Here is a 19,483-nt window from a genome sequence, read left to right as displayed (position 1 = left end):
TCACTCGTCTTTTTCCACCCTGATCACCGTATTACTAGAAATAATCGTATTGCTCATTGCATTAATCTGTTCTACCTGTAATGTCGTTTCATTAGAAGAAATACCAACAAACCAGACTGGAACATAGACATTTTTGTCACGAATTTTATAGATTCTTGAATAAGCCAGCTTTGTAAATGTAATGCTTGAATTACTCGGTATTTTATTATTAATATACAATGTTTCGACTGCATCTCTTTCGGAATACAGCTCTGATTTCTCTCTCAGTTCTTCAATATTCTCAATATGCGACTGTGTATACTTATTAATCTTTAGCAAATCATCCGTCTCATTTTTTTCCAATGACGCCGTAAGCTGTGCTGTTCCATCATTAAATGGGATTCCTCCATAGGACTGAGCAGCAATCAGTTCAGGAAAATCTCCATTTAAATTAGAAAACTGCGGGAGATATTGATATTCCGAGCCAAATAGTACACTGTCATTGTCATTTAAAAAACCTGTAAAGGTATCGCCTACCTCTGTCGGGTCAACATAGTGATTGGACGGATAGTTGATTAATCCGTTATCGGTAATTTCAACGTTGTACCAGAAAAAAGTATTATCCCCTCTATCAATTCTCTGCTGATGAATAGTATCTGTATAATTTGTCTGCTCTCCACTTAAATAATACCCGTGGGAGCGTTTGACAGATAGCTCCCCTTTATGTTTAATATTCTCTTTTTTCAGTCTGCTGTCCAAGCTTTCCGTCTGATCTGAGTAGGACATGTTATTTTCATCCTTCAGTCCTTCCCGGTAAATGCTGAACAAAAATATATTGACTCCTAAAAATACTAGAAAGAAAATCCACTCGATTCGTTTAAAGTCCATTACTCCACCTCCATGGTTGCAAGTTTTTCTAATAACTCGCCTTCTGGATACCATTGGTCTTTATAAAGAATATACCATTCCGGAGTTAAATCAACGACTTGGGTGATCCCTTCGATTGTCTGCCAAGTATACCCAATAATCAATGACTGAATATCGTTTTCATCTGCGCCAGCATAAACTAGTTCAGAAAGTAAATCAGAAGTGTTCATTAGAGTAACTTCTTCTTCTGATGGAATTGGCACCTGAATCATATCGAGACTTGTATTGATTGTGACATTAGGCTGATCTGTATTTTGCTTATCAACCGCCACCTTAACCTGCCCCTTATTATTCTCACTAAAAACTGGAAATCCTTCAACAAAGGTACGATAGGTCATTCGATTACCTGACCGGTCAAAATAGCGAACATTGCCGATATTACCGCCAAGCTTTTTCACATATTCAAAGCTGTCGGAGTAAATGGTGTGCTCTTCAGCTGTGCGCTCTAAGCCGCCATTGAAATATAAAACATTAGTCTTTTCCTCAACTCTTAAATTTTCCGTTCCGCTTGTATAGAGTAAATCCTTGCTGTCATCATTCGTATGAACATCTTCAGAATTATTAAAGAAGGCATTTCTAAAAAGAGACACAGGTTGTGAGGCCAAAATGTAACTATACTTTTTCAACCTTAAATCTGTGACCATATAATATTGCTTCTCTGCAATTACCGTCCGTTCAGCCACGCTGAAATAAGCAACACTCTCTTTATCCAGTAGCTGTTCGACAGCTGTTTTATTAATGGAAATATGGGTTGTATATACATTCCAATTGGACAAATCAAAAAATAAAATAGTACCTTCAGTATAATTAATCTGGATTCGGCTAAAGACTAAAGGATCATCCTCAGAAAAAGCAGAAAGATCGATATCAATATCAAAGGTTGATAAATACTCTCTAAGGGAGAATTCACCCTCATACAGAAGCTCAAAGTCATTTTTTTCCAGATAATGGTTGTTGTACTCCTCTTGGTTGCTCTTAACTAAAGTATCTAGCTTGCCAAAGCTGCTGTCACTGATCACCCTTTGAACAGAAGCAATTAAGCTTTCACTGGTACTAATAAAAAATGCATCTTCTTTTGTACGAACCAAACGAATTGGTAAAAATGCATCACTAGCAGCACGCTCTTTAACTGCAGCAGCTACTTGCGTTTCCGTTTCCGGTCTAGGCTCCTTTACAGAAGAACTAATCCAAATGATTGTTGAAAAGTACAAGCTCAACAGAACCATTATGATCAGTCCGGCACGAATTAATTTTTCAAAAAGGTTCATTCCCACCATTCCTCCTCATAAGGTTCATACGGTAGAGAAATATAAAATGTCGAGCCTTGCCCTTCTACACTTTCTACCCAGATAGAGCCATTGTGTGCTTTGATTGCTTCTCGGGATATGGCCAAGCCTAGTCCTGTTCCTCCCTGTGCTCTGGCTCTAGCCTTATCTACCCGATAAAAACGTTCAAAGACTTTCCCTAAATCTTTCTTAGGTATACCTAGTCCTCTGTCCGTTACACTAAAGATGACCGTACTATGTGTTTCAATGAGGCGGCAGACAATTTCGCCGCCATCGGGAGAATATTTTATGGCATTATTCATGATATTATCCAACACTTGAATGATCTTATCCGTATCAAGCTCTACCCATAAGGCACGCTTAGTAAACTCACGACGAATTACAAACTTCTTTTCACCGCTTTCCACCATCATATCAAAACGGTCCAGAACAAAGCTAATTAGTTCATTAAAGTTAACATACTCCAGCTGCAGCTTCGAATTTCCTGAATCCATTCTAGACAAATTCAGTAAATCATTAATCATTCGAATCATCCGATCCGTTTCTTCAAGTGTTACCTTCAAAAAATTCGGTGCAACCTCAGGATTTTCCCAAGCACCTTCATTTAAAGCTTCAATATAGCTTCGCATACTGGTTAGCGGTGTACGCAGCTCATGGGATACATTGGAAACGAATTCCCGTCGTTCCCGCTCATTCTTTTCCTGCTCCGTTACATCATGAATCACACAAACCAAACCAGTAATAAAGCCTGATTCCCGACGAATCATTGCGAAATCAACTTTTAAAATCATCTGATCTTCAGGTGCTTCTGAAGAAGAACGATCGAGCAGCAGCTCGTCAGGCTCTTCTAAAAGAGTACGCAGCGTATATTCCTCTTGGATATCTAAAAGCTCTAAAAGGGGCATACCAATAGCATCCGCTGCAGGCATATTAAGCAAGGTTGTAGCCATGTCGTTAATAGTAATAACTTTTCCCCGGCGATCCGCAGCAATAACACCATCTGTCATATGGGTGAGGACACTATCCAGCCGATTCCGCTCAGATTCCATTGTTTCCTGAGCTTCCTCCACCCGTTCACTCAGCTGGTTAAAGGTTTCTGCCAGCTGTCCAAGCTCGTCTTTACCGTATACCTTTACTTTCCCGCTGTAATCCCCGCGTGCAATGCGCAGTGCCTGTTCCTTCATCTCGCCAATTGGCTGAGTAATTGAACGGGCAATCAGCAAAGTAACAATGACTGAAATTACACCCGCCATCAAAGAGGCTGTAAAGAAGATTCTGGCAATGTTCGTGACTTCTTCGTACTTATTCTGTATATTACTTTTAACATAAACAGCCCCGATGACCGTATCACCAGCCGGAGAGTATATAGGCTGGACATTAATATAGACACGTTTTCCGTTTTCTACCACAGGATATTTCTTACTGCTGAAATCATTTAAATCCCGATATTCATTTTTCTTTCCAATCAGCCCTTGCAGGTTCAAATCACTAATAGCCCTGATGTTTCCTTTATCATCAATGACTCTAACCTCCAGAAATTCTGAGTTGGAGAAGCTGCTTACAACACGTTTAAGATCGGCATCGACTTCTTCACGGTTATTGTCTTCATTTCCAAGAGGCGTACTCAGTGAATTAACCAATTGAGTTACCTGTAAGTCAACATTTCTTTTATAATCATTAATCGTAGTTGTTTCCAGCTCACGAATAAAATACCCCCCAATGATTTCTATCGCAATCAAAAGGAGGAGGATAAATGAAATAGCTATCTTAAAATTTACTGACTGAAAAAAGTTAACCTTTTTTCTCATAATTCATTACTCCTGTTCAGGGTTTCTTAAATAGTAGCCAACACCTCTACGAGTCACTAGATAGGTTGGATGACTTGGGTTATCTTCAATTTTTTCCCGCAGTCTCCGAACTGTCACATCCACCGTTCGCACATCGCCAAAATAGTCATAACCCCAGACAGTCTGTAACAAATGCTCTCTTGTCATCACTTGACCAATATGTTTTGCTAAATAAAACAGCAGTTCAAACTCACGATGAGTTAATTCAATTTTTTCGCCGCGCTTGGAAACCATATATGCATCAGGATGAATCGTCAAATCTCCAATTGTCAGCTCAGAAGGAACTGTCTCTTCCGCTTCTTTAACACTTGCTGCTCCCCGACGTAGATTTGCTTTCACACGGGCAACCAGTTCACGATTTGAAAATGGTTTTGTTACGTAATCATCTGCACCTAATTCCAGCCCTAGAACCTTATCAATTTCAGAATCCTTCGCAGTAACCATAATAATTGGCATATCATAGGTTTTACGAATCTCACGTGCTACTTCCAGCCCGTCTATTTTTGGCAGCATCAAATCCAGTAAAACCAGATCCGGCTCTTCTTCTTTAACTTTTTCTAATGCTTCTTCTCCATCATAGGCAGTAAACACCTCATAGCCTTCTTTAACAAGATTGTATTTAACAATCTCTGAAATTGGCTTTTCATCATCTACAACTAATATTTTTTTCATAAAGAGACACCTCTTTTTCTTCATTCATACTTTTGCAGTATTTTTTCCATTATACCTCATTTTCTCAAGTCTTTCACCTTTGCCCGCTGATTTCTCTCATTTCAGACCATCCATTTAGCAAAATCTTATAAGAAACTGTTTTTATAGCGCATTATTTCAAGGGTGGGACAGAAACAGTTACCTTCAAGCACCAGGTAGGTACTTTTCAGCATCGGTTCTACTTACGTAGGAAGTAATCACAGTGATTCAAAGCACCAAAAAAGAATTTACAAAAATGACAGGAAACACGAAGATAAACCATTCGATGTTGATTGATTTCTACCTGGTACTCTACAAATGCTAGCTAAATCCCGGCTTGTTGCCGAAGAAGTTGCTCCTGCGGTTACTCGTCGCAGTTAAGTGCTTTGTGTGTGCTCCTGCGATTACTCGTCGCAGTTAAATGCTTTGTACGTGCTCCTGCAGTTACTCGTCTCAGTTAGGGTGCTCGTATGTGTTACTGTCTCACCGTTTATTCGGATTTAAGCATACTAAAAGACTGGGAATTTAGTTATGTCCCAGACTTTGTCATTTGAAACAGACTCACTGAATAGCCAGAAATACAAAAAAGGAATGAGATATATGGAATCCCATTCCTAAAAATTACATACATGTAGATACTAATACGTCAATCAGTAACTATTCGCCTTCTGTATCTAATACATATTTGGCCACTAAAGCTGCCAACAAACCACCGATTAATGGTGCTACAATAAATACCCATAATTGTGACAACGCATCGCCGCCAGCGAATACAGCTGGTCCCAAGCTTCTTGCCGGGTTAACTGAAGTACCGGTTAGAGGAATCCCAACTAAGTGAACCATTGTAAGTGTTAAACCAATAACGATTCCAGCAAGATTTGCGTTACCTTTTTTAGCACTAGTCACCACCATGATAACTAAAACAAAAATGAATGTCAGAATAATTTCAATAGCCAAAGCACCAATAGCAGTGAATTCACCGAAGCCGTTTTGACCTAAATTGGCTGTGCTTGCATCGCTGCCGTTCAAAATCATTAATAAAGTAAATGAAGCCAATAAAGCACCGATTACCTGCCCAACAACATAATAAATAAATTCCTGAGTGGTGATCCGTTTGTTTACCCACATCCCTAGTGAAACAGCTGGGTTTAAATGTGCACCGGAAATCGTACCAATACTATAAGCAGCGGCAACGATTGTTAACCCAAAAGCTAAGGCAATTCCTGTCGTACCGATTCCATCCATACCATTTCCTAAAACTGCTGTAGCTGTACCGAAAAAGACTAAAATAAATGTTCCAATAATTTCTGCAATTCCTTTTTTCATGTGTTTCTCCCCTTTCAAACAGTATTGAGTTTAACATAACTACTGTTTTTTTCAATACCTTTTCATGAAATTTTCATATAAAAAGCGAGATTTATTATCTCGCTCATAGTTTACCTATATTTTAAATTTCTAGCAATTATTTGAACTGTTTTTTTATCAATCATCCAACAGCTGGATCCCGATTCCCAATAATCCCGGTCCCGTATGCACAACTAATGCTGGACTAATTGTACCAAAATAGATTTCTTCAGCCTGTGGAAAATTATCCTTGAGCTTCTGATAAAAGCTTCTTGCTTCCTCTTCCGCTTGACCATGAGCCACCGCCAAAACCACTTTTTTATGTGTTCCGATGAACTCTTTAATCAAGTTAAAAGCCTTCTCCAGACTTTTCTTTCTTCCTCTTGCTTTTGCAACGGTGTAATAAACACCTTGTTCATTACATGAAATGATTGGATTCAGCTTTAATGCATTTCCTAAAATGGAGGCGACTAAGCCGATTCGGCCACCCTTTTGAAGATACTCAAGTGTAGCTACATTGAAATACACTGTAGCTTTTTCCACATTTTTAGTTGTCTGCAGCTTAAGTTCTTCCCATGACGAACTACGCTCAAGCATCTTGGCTGCTTCTATCACCTGAAGTCCGCTGCCAATTCCTATATTTTTCGTATCTAATACAAAGGTTTCCAAAGAAGTAAATTCTTCACTAATCAAACGGACAATATTATACGTACCACTAAGTCCACTAGAAATCGTAATGGCTAGTACCTTTTCATAACCGTCCTCTTTAATTTTTTCAAAAATCTTAGTAATCGTTTCCCCATCAGGTAAAGAAGTACTTGGGATTTCCTGAGGTAGACGTTCATAAACCTCTTCTGGTGTAATATCTACTTTATCAGTATACACTCGATCTTTATAAATAATTTGTAAGGGAATCACATAAATGCCATATTTTTCAACCAATTCCTCCGGCACATCAGTTCCAGAATCTACAAGTATTGCTATTTTTTCTTTATTCATTGCTCTTTCTCCATCTTCTTCAAGTATAGTTGTTCTAATTCAATAACCCTTTCACTGAACATTTTAGTAGCAAAAGACAAAGTCGCAGCTTTTACTACCAGAAATTCTACCGGTATAGGTTCATTAAATGCCGGTGTCGGCTCTTCTCCTAGTGCTTGAGAGACAACTACTCTTAATGCGTTTTCCTGTTCGCTACAAAACAGATTATATGCTTCCCGAATGCCAACAGCAGCTCCTTGAAATAGGATGCCCTCTTTGATTTCCGGAATTGTCAACACTTGCTTTAGCAGAGTGATTGCAATTAAAAAAGCTAAATGCTTCTGATTATACCGCTTCTTTTTAGGTGCTGGAATCAACCCCAGCTTAACATAATTATTAACCATAGAAGATGTCAATAATGTATGCTTTTCTGATGTAATCAGCGGAGATAGATATTTTTCTACCAGCGTAATCACCTGATCCATATAAAGTTCAATATCCGGAAGCTCATGCCATCTAGGTAAATGTATATTTCTTAATTCTTCTCCCCAGTCTTTTAATGAAGCTTTGATATCATCCAAAAAAACACACCACCTTTTTCTTATAAAAGATTAACATACTTACAAAAATTATTCAATCTAGTTTTTGAAACTACATGAAATTTTAAAAAAACTGAGAACCTCTTTAAAGTAAAAGCATTCTCAGCTTACATAAATTTGAAGGATATGACAGAAAAGACACTGCCTTCATAAATGGGAAGGAAAAAAAGACGATTAAACTGTTTATTCAGCTTTTAACAAAAAAGAGTTTGGACACTAAGCTATGTGAAATGTGCTCAAGCTCTGTGTTGCTTTTCTTATTCTGTATATGCAATAATCGCTCGGTCATTCAACGGCTGAATTTCTCTATTGTTATGAGCGTACAGCTTTTTGAAAGACTTAATTTGTTCCTTCGATACTTCCACCGAATTTTTCATAACATACCATTCTACATTCTCACTCAATGGCGGCGTAGTCAGTGATCCCAGATAATGATAATAGCTTTTATTTTCAGGAAGCATCTCATTTAAATCAGTGATTGGCTCTGTTTTTCCATTGTTAACGTTATCCAACACCTCTTGAAATCCTTTGTTTTCTGCTCCTTCCTTGAAAAAGACGCCAATCACCGCAAGTCGACCATCCTGAGCCTTATTTACAAAGTGTACCTCCATCGGGTAATGCTTCCCATCGATTGTATGCTCACTTTCTGCGTGAAAATGAAATTGTGTTAGTTCAAAATTTCGTCCGTTAATTTCTGCTTTCCCGCCATCTTCTATTTGGATACTATGACCATTGTTTTCAGCATTAGTAATTTCAATACCATAATCTAAGACAATTGTTCCCAAATCCGGGCTCATATTTTCAACCTCGCTGGTTGGAATATCAATCGGCGACTGCATCTTTTCAGAAACAAACTCCCACTCATCCTGATGATCATAGTCAATATGCTCTTCTTTATTCACCTGATTCATTGAAGACGTAGTTGAAGTTTCCTTATTGTCGCTTAGTTCTTTTTGATTAGTTGAGCAGGCACTTATAGAAAAAAGAGCACCAGCGAATAAAATAGCTGTAAAAATATTTTTCATTCTAAAACCCCTATTCTTTTATTTTATTGATTAGTATACTCCTTTCATTTTGAATTTTACAGCTATTTTTATAACAGGTTTAAAAGTCAAATAGAATATTAATTAATTCAAAAAAACCAATAGCCATAAAATGACCATCGGTTCCTATAATTTCTCTTATTTGTCTTAAAGAAGCAACTTCGAGCGAATACATACTGGCTGAAGCATCCAGAAAGAAAAAGCAAATCACAGCGTAAAGTTTGTGTTTACTTTATCTATTCTGTATCTTTAGCTGCTGTTTTTAATTGAATTTTTCCACTTCGATAAAGTAGAAAAAGCAGGCCTTCTAATAAAAGAAAAAATAACAAAAAACAGTGCATAAAGAATTCTTCCGGAAGCACATTGATAATTGGATCTGTTGCTGGATTAAACAGCCAAGCATCGTTATTAAAAAAAAGACTATGGAACTGTACAAAGAATTGGTCAAAACCAATAAGCATCAAGAATAAAAAGACTACTGGTATAATCATGCCAATCTGGCTAGGGCGCATTAGCCGCCAAAGCCAGCCTTTTTTCTTTAAGTAGCGTAAAAAGACTATAGCAGGAACAATCGTAATCAGCAATACACTGTAGTTAAGTAAAAATAGGCGCTTCACTTCATAAAAATGAAAAGCTCCACTTTGAGAAACCGGAAAATCAGATAGCTTTAGTGTTTGAACAAACGGATTATTCAAATATTTCATCAGTTGATCAAAATTTTCCAACAACTCCTTTTTTCCAATTGTTGTATAGTCTAAAATATCTAAAAAATCAATATCTAAAGCATACAACGGTCGAAAATTGATAGTTATTGTAATACATAAAGAAAGTACTGCCAAAAAAAGACAAATGAACCCCAGATACTCCAAGGCAATTTTCTTCTTTACTCCCATATCAGACATCCCACTCATCTAATGAAGCAAGCGTATAGGTTGCTGGAACTGGCAAATTGGGCACATCTTCTTTTTGGGTAAAGCCTGAAAGTACCAATAGTGTATCGATATCATTTTGGATACCTGCCTGGATATCCGTTTCATAGTTATCCCCAACCATTAGCACGTCAGATTTATTTAAGCCCATCACTTTAATGGCTTCATTCATGATGATTGCATTTGGTTTTCCAATCATAATTGGTTTACACTGAACAGCAGTTTCCACTAAAGAAATCATTGAGCCTGCCCCCGGCAAAAGTCCTCGTTCTGTTGGAATATTTTTATCTGGATTCGTTCCAATAAAGACAGCTCCCTTGCGAATCGCTAAGGTTGCCTTAACAAGCTTTTCGTAAGTAATCTTTGTATCTAATCCAACCACTACGTAATCAGGCGTTTCTTCATCCCAAACAAAGCCAGCTTCCAAAATCAAATCAATTAAACCTGACTCTCCGATGACATAAACTTTATTTCCAGCACCTTGCTCCTTCATATAGTCAATCGTAGCTAGGCTAGCTGTATAGATGGTCTGTGGTGCGATATGAATATCAAATTCCATAGCCAGTCTTTCTGCCACAGCTTCTGGTGTTTTGGTTGTATTGTTTGTCACAAACAGAAAGGGCTGCTCAGTTTTCTGCAGCCTTTCTACAAAACGTTTTCCCGCCGGTATAATGTCTTTGCCAAGATAGATTGTTCCATCTAAATCTATCAAATATCCTTTATATTTCTTCAAAATTATTGCCCCTCACGCTGACGAATCGTAAATGACCGATTATTCGTTTCTTTTTTCGCTCTTCCATTATCTGCTGCCGGCTTGTCATTATTCGAATTCTCTTTTCTGTTCCGAATAACCGGTTTATTTTTCTTTACAGTATTTTGGTTCTGAACAGGTGCTTTTTTTTCATCGGTATGCGCTTGATTACGATAGTTGCTTCGCTTGTTTCGTTTTCTGCGCGGATTTTGTTTTTCTTTTCTTTCACCCACACGTTCAATCACAAAATAAGCACAGCCAAAATTGCAGAATTCATAAAGATAGTCTTCAAGTGCATCAATGCGCTGATCCGGCGAGGCTTTACGGTTAGTTGTTGAAAAAAAACCTTTCAATCTTAACTGATCGTAGCCCCAGTCACCTACAATATAATCATATCTGGATAAAATATCGCTGAAACGTTCACCAATTTTTTCAGCATCAAAAGCGTCACGATGATCCTTTACAAGTACGTACTGACGGTCACCAATCATTAACTGGCTATCGTCAAGAAGCGTCACGATTTCACCCTTTTTTTTCGTTTTTGCTGGTTCTTCTTCATTTATATTTTCAATTACAGCTGTTAACTCCGCTGTCAATTCATTCTTTTCTTCAGTTTTTTCTTCCATGTCTTCACCACCTGTCGTTCATTATAGCATATTTTATAAAACAATATCTTAGCTTTGAAAGGCTAACTTTAGTTTTTTTTAAATCTAAAAAAAGAGTAACATCTATCTACTACCTAAATCAAATTTCTTCTACACAAAGAGCTACCTTCAGCTTTTAGAAACTATGGTTTCTATACTTGAAATCATTTCTTTAACAACAATCTGAATAACAAAAAGATTCTCGTCTATTTTTCCATAAAAAGTAGAAATTTCAAATATGTCTGCCAACTTTTAGGCATTTATATGCTTCTTATTTGAGAAGTGCCAAAAGAATGCAGCAAATCTACCTCTGCTCTTTTAACAGCTATCTTTCAAGATTTCTTTTTATTTTAGATTGTTGCCATACTGGTGTCAATAATCACTTGATATAATAAAAAGTAATTACCAAACAATTAAATGGAGGAAAACTTATGACTACAATCTATATTTACGTTCTTGACACTTTAGCTGACTGGGAAATGGGGCATCTTATCTCAGAACTAAATTCTGGTCGTTTTTTTAAAAAAGGAGCAAAGCAAGTAACACTTAAAACAGTAAGCTGTTCTAAAGAGCCTATTAGAACAATGGGCGGAGTGACAATAGAACCTGATTGTGTAATAGAAGATATTGTCACAGACAAATCAAGTGTATTGTTATTACCAGGTGCAGACACATGGAATGACTCCAAACATCATGCTGTTATCGAGAAAGCAGAGGAGTTCCTTTCTTTAGGTGCTACAGTTGGAGCAATATGTGGCGGGACTACTGCGCTGGCCAACTTTGGGCTATTAGATACATTTACCCATACAAGTAACGGGGTAGGATTTTTAGAAATGGTTTCTCCTAATTACAAAGGATCAGGCTCTTATATAGATGAGCCATCTGTAGTGGACAACAACCTTATTACTGCAAGCTCCACAGGATCTTTATTATGGACGAAGCAAATCATTGAGCAGCTGGAAGTTTTCCAAGCAGATACATTAGAGGCTTGGTATAACTATTTTAGTACTGGCAAGCCTGGATATTTTTTTGAGCTCATGCAATCCTTACCCGCTAATAACGAAAATTAGTCTAGCAATTTTTTGTTGAATCTGAACATAAAAGAGTTTTGAGATCAAATGATGATGTCCAAAGCTTTTTTTGTTCAGATAATATACAGATTTACGCAACATTTTGCCATTAAGCATGCAGAATCTCATCATTTTCCATAAGTATAATTTCTTATTTACCTAGTTTTTACGAGAGCTACTTATTGTACGTTGCTTTTTTATCAATTGGATAGCAGCGTCGTAAATAATCCCCAAAAACATTTCTAAGGAACTCAGGAAATAAAAACTCAATTTCTCCTGCAATTTCTATAGTAGGAAAAAAAGGAATAAATAAATAATGATCAATCGTAGTCAATGTATAATTTTGATTGTCCACAACAGCTTGGCCATTCCAGTACACGCTAGCATCAGCCTTATCATAAGATATTCCAGTATACGAAATATCCCCAAAAATTTTTCCTCTAAAGCCCATACCAACAATAGGAAATTTTCTTAAAAAGTGCCGGTTTTTCTCCATCTCTCTGACTAAACGGGTTAATTCTTTTCCATTTAGCGTCACTCGTATCAAGTGCATCGGATGAGGAAGCACTTGATGAAGATTTTCTTCAGTAACCAGCCCTTTTGATAAATCGTCTAAAAATAGACCCGTATTCAAAACAGCGGCTTCTGTCCCTCCTCTTTTCTTTAAAGCATTAAGAGCTTGAAAAATCAATGGGTGCTCACTATCCAGTACATTTGAAAAAGTATAAGGGAGGTCAGCAACCTGCTTCTGTTTTAAAAGATCGTGCCCTTTTTCCAAGTAGGAAGAGATTTCCGCTTCATCTTCCGGTAACGCTAAAAAGTCTTCTGTAGGCAGCGCCTCTGCACTGGTTTGAACAATCACTCCATCTTCAAGAAGCAAATGAACCTCGCCGACATATTGTCCAAACTTTCCTGCAGCTGACAATTGTGTATGATTAATTTTTTCTCCATGCCGAAAAAGATGATGGGTATGTGACCCAAGTAAGACATCAATCTCAGGGTAGTTTGTAGCAATTTTCATATCGTTGTCTATACCTAAATGACTCAGCAGAATCAGAACATCACATTGCTGGCGAACCTCGCTAATAAGCTGAGGCAGCACGTCATCCACTCCACGAATATCCCAGCCATTAGGTTTATAAGTAAGTGGAAAAGGAGCTGTCAAACCTATCAAACCTACTCTGGTCTTTTGAGCTGTTGCTAAAATTTTATAAGGAAGCGCCCACCTCGGTCGTTTTCCAGTATCTAAATCAAAAAGATTTCCCAGCAATATATCAAAATTTGCTTCATCATAAAGATGATTCAACTGTTTTTTTGAATTTCCCACACCTTCGTTATTACCAATAGTGGCACCATCATAGTGAACAGCATTCATCAATTCAACATTTGCTGTTCCATTTGTAGCCTCTGTCAACGGATGCCAGCGATCAACAAAATCTCCTAAATCAACAACAAACGTAGACTGCTTTGGTGTAGAATTTTCCTTCCTTTTATTCAGCAAGAATCTTCTGATTTTCGGCCAGTTTTCAAAATGAGAATGCAAATCATTCGTATGCAGCAAAATAATTTCTTCCATCTCTTCTCACTCCACTCTTAAATAACTTCCTTAATAGTATCATACTTCAAAATATTCCGTGTTCTCTACAGATTTTACATAGAATAATTTGCTTTTCCAGATAATTATGACACTTATATCCATTTTTAGCCATATTCCAATCTACCGAAAATAAAAAAAATACATTTTAAATGATATTTTATATAAAGAGTACTTTATTTACGGTATAATTATTTTTAAAGCAATAGTTATTTTCTGTAAACACAATAATTAGAAAAATGGGGGATTTCGATGATGAAAAGTGTTTTCATTCTAGGAGTTATTATTTTGCTTGTTCTGTTATTTGCTGCACCTGGTATAACTTTGGGTTTAATAGGCCTTATTGGTATAATCATCTTCGGCGTGCGCTTTGCCTATTTTCGGTCTAAGAATCATGCGAAAAAAGCAAAAAAATCAGCAATTATAGCCGGTATAGCAGCGATTTTTTTCACCGTAGGATTGATTTTAACTCCATCTACTGAAACAGCAACAAAGCAATCAGAAATAAAGAACGAGACCAAAAGTGAACAAGTCACTAAGAAAAAAACAAAACAGACTACTGATAAATCTGAAATAAGGCAACTGACACTGATTCTAGATGAAGCTACAGAAAGTGATAGCAACGGAACCGTGTTGATTAAAGGTAAAACAGAACCTCACGCAACGGTCTATCCTTCTTCTAAAATCAGTACTAAAAAACAGGCAGATGCTGATGGTTTTTTTGAATTAACCTATGAATTATCCGATGACTCTGAAACGGAATTGAGCATCGTATCAGAGCTAGATACTCAGACAACTTCAAAAAAAATAGTCCTTAAGCCTTCTGCTGCTTTTATCGCAGTCAAACAAGCTGAGAAAGAAGAACAACGGCTTGCAGAAGAATTGAAATTAGCGGAAGAACAAAGAAAATCAGAAATTGCTCAGCTAACTGCCGATGCAGAAGTCGCTGTTAAAAACGCTGAAAATAATCAAAATCGAGAGCACTACGATAAAGCAATTGCTGCGGTTTCGTCTATTCCTGATGGAAACGAGGAGCTATCTAACAGATTAGCAGCAGTTGAAACTGCTATTCATGCTCAAGAAGAGCAGGAGTCCTTAGCAGCTGCTGAAGAAGCTCAACAAGCTGCTGTGGTACAAGAACAGCAGCAGGTAGCTGCAGAGCAAACGGTACTGGTTACACCAACAGGAAAAAAATATCACACTCATGTATGCGGCAGTGGTGACTACACGCCTACTACCTTACAAGAAGCAATAAATCGAGGATTAACAGAATGTGCAAAGTGCTACTAAGCTGACTAAATCAAGTTTGAATTTAGCCATATCCTGATTCATTATTCTTAAGTTTTATATGAAACGAAGTAGAGATACAGCTGCTTCGTTTTTATAGAAGAAAAACTGTAATAATTTACCTGTTCATAGTATATTACGCTTTAATTTATCGTATAATAGAAAAAATATGTGTTTGTGGAGGACACTTTATGAAAATTGAAACATCAATTGGCAGCATCTGGCTGAATGGAAACGATTTAGGTCTAACAGAAGTCTCCTTCTTTCCAATTGAAAGTCATGTGACAAATCAATGGACAGAACAAGCGGCGGAGGAACTATGGTCCTACTTTTCAGGAGATTTAAAAACCTTTTCAACACCGCTCTATTTTGAAAAGGGTACTGATTTTCAACAAAAGGTATGGCAGGCGCTAGCTGAAATTCCATTTGGAGAAACACGCTCCTATTTAGACATCGCTAAAGCTGTCAGATCTGAAAAAGCGGTCAGAGCGATTGGTCAAGCTAATCGGAACAACCCTTTACCCATTATTATTCCCTGTCATCGTGTAATCGGTAAAAATGGTAAACTGACTGGTTACATGGGAAAAACAAATGAGGAAGGTTTATCGATTAAGTCCCACCTTTTGGAATTAGAGGGGATACAGATTAACTACTGAATAATTATCAACTGGTAAAAAGGTGATTATCTATCCTACTTGCTTATTTTATCTATTAAAGAAATTAATCAGTAGAAAAAATGACCTTGAAAAGCTAAAGTTTTACTTAGGCTTTTCAAGGTCATTTGACTTTTAATTCATTTATTATTTAGATGTTCAGTTGTAGATACTGATTTTAGATGTCAGCCCTTCTTCTTCTGTGTTGCTTCCATGATAACTGGTAAAATTACAGGCCGGCGTTTTGTTTGTTCAAACAAGTAGCGGCTTAAGCGTTCGCGAATATCCTGCTTCAGCTTACTCCATTCAAAATCTTTACTTTCCAGATGCTTTTCAACAATCTCCGTAACGATTTTGCCGCTCTCTACCATCAAGTCCTTACTCGTTTTCACATAGACAAAGCCTCTGGAAGTGATTTTAGCGGGTGAAACAATTCGTTTTTCCCGACGATTAATCGTTACTACAGCCACAAAAATTCCGTCTTCAGATAGAATACGGCGATCTCTAAGCACGATGTTCCCTATATCACCAACACCTAAACCGTCAATCATAATGTTTTCAGCAGGAGTAGTCCCAGCTGCAGACATTTTTTGTTTCTTATATTCCAGAATTTCCCCTCTGCCTGTGATGAAAATATTTTTATAAGGAATACCAATTTCATGCGCTAAATCTGCGTGAGCAGCTAGCTGACGATACTCGCCCTGAACAGGAACAAAATATTTAGGCTTCATCAAGTTAATCATTAGCTGTAAATCAGTTGGATTTCCATGACCGGAAACTCGCAGATTATCCGATATTTGTTTGACTGTTCCGCCAGCCCGATAAACAATATCCTCTGTCTTAGCAACAACAGTTTCCATTGCAGTTGTCGGAGTAGTTGTAATATAAACCAAATCACCTGCTTTGATACTTATAGAACGATGGGTTCCATTTGCCATTTTCTGGAGGGATTTAATTGGCTCACCCATACGGCCAGTTTCCAGAATCAACAGTTCATCATCTGAATACTTCTTCATGTCCTTCATCGTTATGATTAAATCATCACTAGGCAGTTCTAATTTATCCAGGCGCATAGCCGTACGGATAATTTTTTCCAAATCTGCGCCAGTCAATACTACTTTACGATTTGAACGGTAAGCGGCATTCAAAACCTGCTGTATTCTTTTTAAATTACTGGCAACTGAGGCAACAATGATTCTGCCTTCCCAATAGCGAATTGTATCAAAAACTTCTTCTGCCACCTGTAGTTCAGAGGCAACAGGTACCGGGTTTTCAGCATTGGAGGAATCACTTAATAAAGCCAAGACCCCTTCACTGCCAATTTCTGCTAAACGGTTGAACTCTGTTTGATACATAGGAGTAGCACTTTGATCAAATTTGAAGTCTCCAGTATAAACAATATTTCCTTCATCTGTCTTCACATTAATTCCAATGGAATCCGGAATTGTATGCGTTGTTTTGAAAAAACTGATTGTTGCATGACCAAAATCAATTTCCGTATGCGCATCGACAACGTGGAAATCATTGAATTTCTTCGTCCCCGGATGGCTGCTTACATTTAATTTTGCTAATTCTACAGTCAGCTCTGTACCGAATACTGGCACCTGAACTTTAGATAAAAGATAAGGCAATGCACCAATTGCATCTGCGTGACCGTGTGTTAGGAAAACCCCTGCAACTCGATCAACGTTCTCTTCCAGATAAGTAAAATCCGGAATCACCACATCAATTCCCAAAAGCTCATTTTCTGGATATTTCAATCCACAATCCAGTACAAAAATTTCATCCTCCACTTCAGCTATATACATATTTTTTCCGTTTTCACGGACACCGCCAAGCGGAATGATTTTTATTGTACTCACTTTTTTCACCTCTCTATTTCTGCTTGATTTATCTATCAAGTATTTGCAATATTTTTTCTTTCTCTTCAGAAGTACATGATACAAGAGGTAAACGTAAATCACCAACAGAAACACCTAAATGATTCAATACCATTTTAACTGGTGCAGGGGAAGGCACAGAAAATAGAGCATTCATTTTCGGCAACAATTTCCGCTGAATGGCAGCGGCCTGTTTAATTTCTCCCTGATCCAAAGCTTGAAACATTTCATAAATCTCTGTGCCAAATAGATGACTTGCAACAGAAATAACTCCTTGCCCGCCAAGCGCTTTTGTTGAAAAAGCCAATGAATCTTCACCTGTATAAACAAGAAAATCTTTTGGTGCCTGTTCAATCAGTTCCGTTAGCGCCTCTAAACCGGCACATTCTTTTACTGCGATAATATTTTCAATCTCTGCTAAGCGAATAGTTGTTTCAACATCCATGCTTGCGACTGTTCTTCCCGGAACATTATACAAAATAATCGGTAAGTCGCTTGCTTCAGCAATAGCTTTAAAATGCTGGTACAGGCCCTCTTGATTGGGTTTGTTATAATATGGAACAACTGCCAGTCCCGCATCGATTCCTTCTATTTGAGCGATTTCTTTAACGAACTCAACAGAGTCTCTTGTATCGTTTGTTCCCACACCACATATGATTGGTACACGCTTATTCACCAAACGGATAACTTCATTGAACAATTCAATTTCTTCATCGTGAGTCAACGTTGGCGACTCACCTGTCGTCCCAGCTAGAATTATTCCCTCTGTATGTGATTCCAGCAAATGTTCCACCAATGCAGGAAGCCGATCAAAGGCAATCTGTCCTGCCGAATCGAATGGTGTGACCATTGCTGTGATAATTGATGCATTTGTTAATTTCATACTTTTCCCTCCAAACCTTCTTTAATCTATACCCGAACTAAATCCATCTCATGTAAAGTTTCTGCTATCTGAACTGAATTCCAGGCAGCGCCTTTCAGTAAATTATCGGAAACCACCCATAAATGAAAGCCATTGGCAATATCTACATCTCTGCGGATTCTTCCAACAAAGGTTTCTTTCTTATCAATACTAGTCAAAGCTTGCGGATACAGCTGTTGAGCCGGATCATCCTGTACAACAACACCAGGCGCCTGCTCCAGCCATTCCCGAATAGCTTGAACAGATGTCGGTTTTTCTACCTCAATATAGACTGATTCCGAATGACCAGATAAAACTGGAATTCTGACACAGGTCGCACTGACCTTTAAAGAGTCATCTTCCATAATTTTCTTCGTTTCATTAATCATTTTCCACTCTTCATACGTGTAATCCTCATCAGCAAAAACATCAATCTGAGGCAACGCGTTGAATGCGATTGGGTAATGCTTTTTATCGCCGCCGCAAGGAAGAATTTCAGCAGTTAATTGATCAGCGGGAACACCGTTCACGTAATCAACAGCCTGTTTTTTCAGTTCCTCCATTGCATTAACTCCGGCACCACTAACCGCCTGGTAAGTAGAAACAATCACTCGTTCTAAGCCTGCCTGTTTTCTGATTGGCTCCAAAGCAACCATCATTTGAATCGTTGAACAGTTGGGATTAGCAATAATACCTTTGTGTCTGTTCAGCGCTTCCTTGTTTACCTCTGGAACAACTAGCGGCACTTCTGGGTCCATCCTGAAATGGCTGGTATTATCAATGACTACCGCACCCCGCTTGACTGCCTCTGGTGCATATATCTTAGATATCCCGCCACCTGCGCTAAATAATGCTATGTCAACATTTTCAAAAGATTCCGGAACAAGTTCTTCAACAATTAAGGTTTGGTTCTTATACTTCAGTTCTTTACCCGCAGAACGTTTTGAAGCTAAAAGCTTAACCTCTTTAATTGGTAACTTTGTTTGTTCCAACATCTCAATCATCTTTGTACCAACTGCCCCTGTTGCACCTACCACTGCAACAACATATGATTTTTCCATACTTAGTGAATCTCCTCTCA

The 19,483-nt window shown here is 37.9% G+C and carries 18 protein-coding genes; 3 read left to right on the top strand and 15 right to left on the bottom strand.

All coding sequences use genetic code 11. The features are described 5' to 3' along the window. The 11 genes from ACPWSO_RS16590 to ACPWSO_RS16540 form a co-directional block, all read right to left on the bottom strand. Positions 1 to 867, bottom strand: coding sequence for a two-component system regulatory protein YycI (locus tag ACPWSO_RS16590; RefSeq protein WP_426084705.1), 867 nt, complete (start codon positions 865 to 867; stop codon positions 1 to 3). Further along, a complete protein-coding gene (locus ACPWSO_RS16585; protein ID WP_426084704.1) occupies positions 867 to 2,174 on the bottom strand; it encodes a YycH family regulatory protein in 1,308 nt (435 codons plus the stop codon). The genes ACPWSO_RS16590 and ACPWSO_RS16585 overlap by 1 nt, the downstream gene beginning before the upstream one ends. Continuing rightward, entirely contained in the window at positions 2,171 to 4,000 is a 1,830-nt protein-coding gene (walK, locus tag ACPWSO_RS16580; RefSeq protein ID WP_426084703.1) for a cell wall metabolism sensor histidine kinase WalK, read from the bottom strand. Before walK ends, ACPWSO_RS16585 begins: the two co-directional genes overlap by 4 nt. 6 nt (positions 4,001 to 4,006) lie before the next feature. Continuing rightward, positions 4,007 to 4,711: a response regulator YycF gene (yycF, locus tag ACPWSO_RS16575; protein ID WP_426084702.1), complete on the bottom strand. Its 705-nt coding sequence runs from the start codon at positions 4,709 to 4,711 to the stop codon at positions 4,007 to 4,009. 675 nt (positions 4,712 to 5,386) lie between these two features. Then, a complete protein-coding gene (locus ACPWSO_RS16570) occupies positions 5,387 to 6,055 on the bottom strand; it encodes an MIP family channel protein (RefSeq protein ID WP_426084701.1) in 669 nt (222 codons plus the stop codon). 156 nt (positions 6,056 to 6,211) lie between these two features. Next, on the bottom strand, positions 6,212 to 7,072 hold the full coding sequence (locus tag ACPWSO_RS16565; RefSeq protein WP_426084700.1) for a DegV family protein: 861 nt from the start codon (positions 7,070 to 7,072) through the stop codon (positions 6,212 to 6,214). Next, a complete protein-coding gene (locus ACPWSO_RS16560) occupies positions 7,069 to 7,632 on the bottom strand; it encodes a DUF1836 domain-containing protein (protein WP_426084699.1) in 564 nt (187 codons plus the stop codon). Before ACPWSO_RS16560 ends, ACPWSO_RS16565 begins: the two co-directional genes overlap by 4 nt. 275 nt (positions 7,633 to 7,907) lie before the next feature. Continuing rightward, complete coding sequence (locus ACPWSO_RS16555; protein ID WP_426084698.1) at positions 7,908 to 8,675, bottom strand: carbonic anhydrase; 768 nt, start codon at positions 8,673 to 8,675, stop codon at positions 7,908 to 7,910. Positions 8,676 to 8,929: 254 nt separating this feature from the next. After that, positions 8,930 to 9,586, bottom strand: a complete 657-nt coding sequence (locus ACPWSO_RS16550; protein ID WP_426084697.1) for a TIGR01906 family membrane protein — start codon at positions 9,584 to 9,586, stop codon at positions 8,930 to 8,932. A gap of 1 nt (position 9,587) precedes the next feature. Continuing rightward, positions 9,588 to 10,358 carry a TIGR01457 family HAD-type hydrolase gene (locus tag ACPWSO_RS16545; protein ID WP_426084717.1) on the bottom strand — a complete coding sequence of 257 codons (771 nt, stop codon included), beginning with the start codon at positions 10,356 to 10,358 and terminating at the stop codon, positions 9,588 to 9,590. Continuing rightward, positions 10,358 to 10,999, bottom strand: a complete 642-nt coding sequence (locus ACPWSO_RS16540) for a YutD family protein (protein WP_426084696.1) — start codon at positions 10,997 to 10,999, stop codon at positions 10,358 to 10,360. Before ACPWSO_RS16540 ends, ACPWSO_RS16545 begins: the two co-directional genes overlap by 1 nt. A gap of 449 nt (positions 11,000 to 11,448) precedes the next feature. Here ACPWSO_RS16540 and ACPWSO_RS16535 point away from each other — a divergent pair, with 449 nt between their 5' ends. After that, entirely contained in the window at positions 11,449 to 12,087 is a 639-nt protein-coding gene (locus ACPWSO_RS16535) for a type 1 glutamine amidotransferase family protein (RefSeq protein WP_426084695.1), read from the top strand. A gap of 175 nt (positions 12,088 to 12,262) precedes the next feature. On the opposite strand, the gene ACPWSO_RS16530 is transcribed toward ACPWSO_RS16535, so the two are convergent. After that, a complete protein-coding gene (locus ACPWSO_RS16530) occupies positions 12,263 to 13,663 on the bottom strand; it encodes a bifunctional metallophosphatase/5'-nucleotidase (protein WP_426084694.1) in 1,401 nt (466 codons plus the stop codon). 270 nt (positions 13,664 to 13,933) lie between these two features. Here ACPWSO_RS16530 and ACPWSO_RS16525 point away from each other — a divergent pair, with 270 nt between their 5' ends. Continuing rightward, positions 13,934 to 14,971, top strand: coding sequence for a hypothetical protein (locus ACPWSO_RS16525; protein ID WP_426084693.1), 1,038 nt, complete (start codon positions 13,934 to 13,936; stop codon positions 14,969 to 14,971). A gap of 188 nt (positions 14,972 to 15,159) precedes the next feature. Beyond that, positions 15,160 to 15,624 (top strand): methylated-DNA--[protein]-cysteine S-methyltransferase, encoded by a 465-nt coding sequence (locus ACPWSO_RS16520; RefSeq protein WP_426084692.1) that lies wholly within the window; start codon positions 15,160 to 15,162, stop codon positions 15,622 to 15,624. Between the two features lie 182 nt (positions 15,625 to 15,806). Here the strand turns inward: ACPWSO_RS16520 and ACPWSO_RS16515 are convergent, their stop codons facing one another. From ACPWSO_RS16515 to ACPWSO_RS16505, 3 genes are read right to left on the bottom strand one after another with little or no spacing between them, the layout of a single operon-like run. Continuing rightward, on the bottom strand, positions 15,807 to 17,483 hold the full coding sequence (locus ACPWSO_RS16515) for a ribonuclease J (RefSeq protein ID WP_426084691.1): 1,677 nt from the start codon (positions 17,481 to 17,483) through the stop codon (positions 15,807 to 15,809). Between the two features lie 28 nt (positions 17,484 to 17,511). Continuing rightward, positions 17,512 to 18,384, bottom strand: coding sequence for a 4-hydroxy-tetrahydrodipicolinate synthase (gene dapA / locus ACPWSO_RS16510; protein WP_426084690.1), 873 nt, complete (start codon positions 18,382 to 18,384; stop codon positions 17,512 to 17,514). 26 nt (positions 18,385 to 18,410) lie between these two features. Then, entirely contained in the window at positions 18,411 to 19,463 is a 1,053-nt protein-coding gene (locus ACPWSO_RS16505) for an aspartate-semialdehyde dehydrogenase (RefSeq protein WP_426084689.1), read from the bottom strand. Between the last annotated feature and the right edge of the window lie 20 nt (positions 19,464 to 19,483).

Source organism: Enterococcus sp. LJL51 (assembly GCF_049894025.1).
Taxonomy (GTDB): domain Bacteria; phylum Bacillota; class Bacilli; order Lactobacillales; family Enterococcaceae; genus Enterococcus_L.
This window is presented reverse-complemented; position numbering and strand designations above follow the sequence as displayed.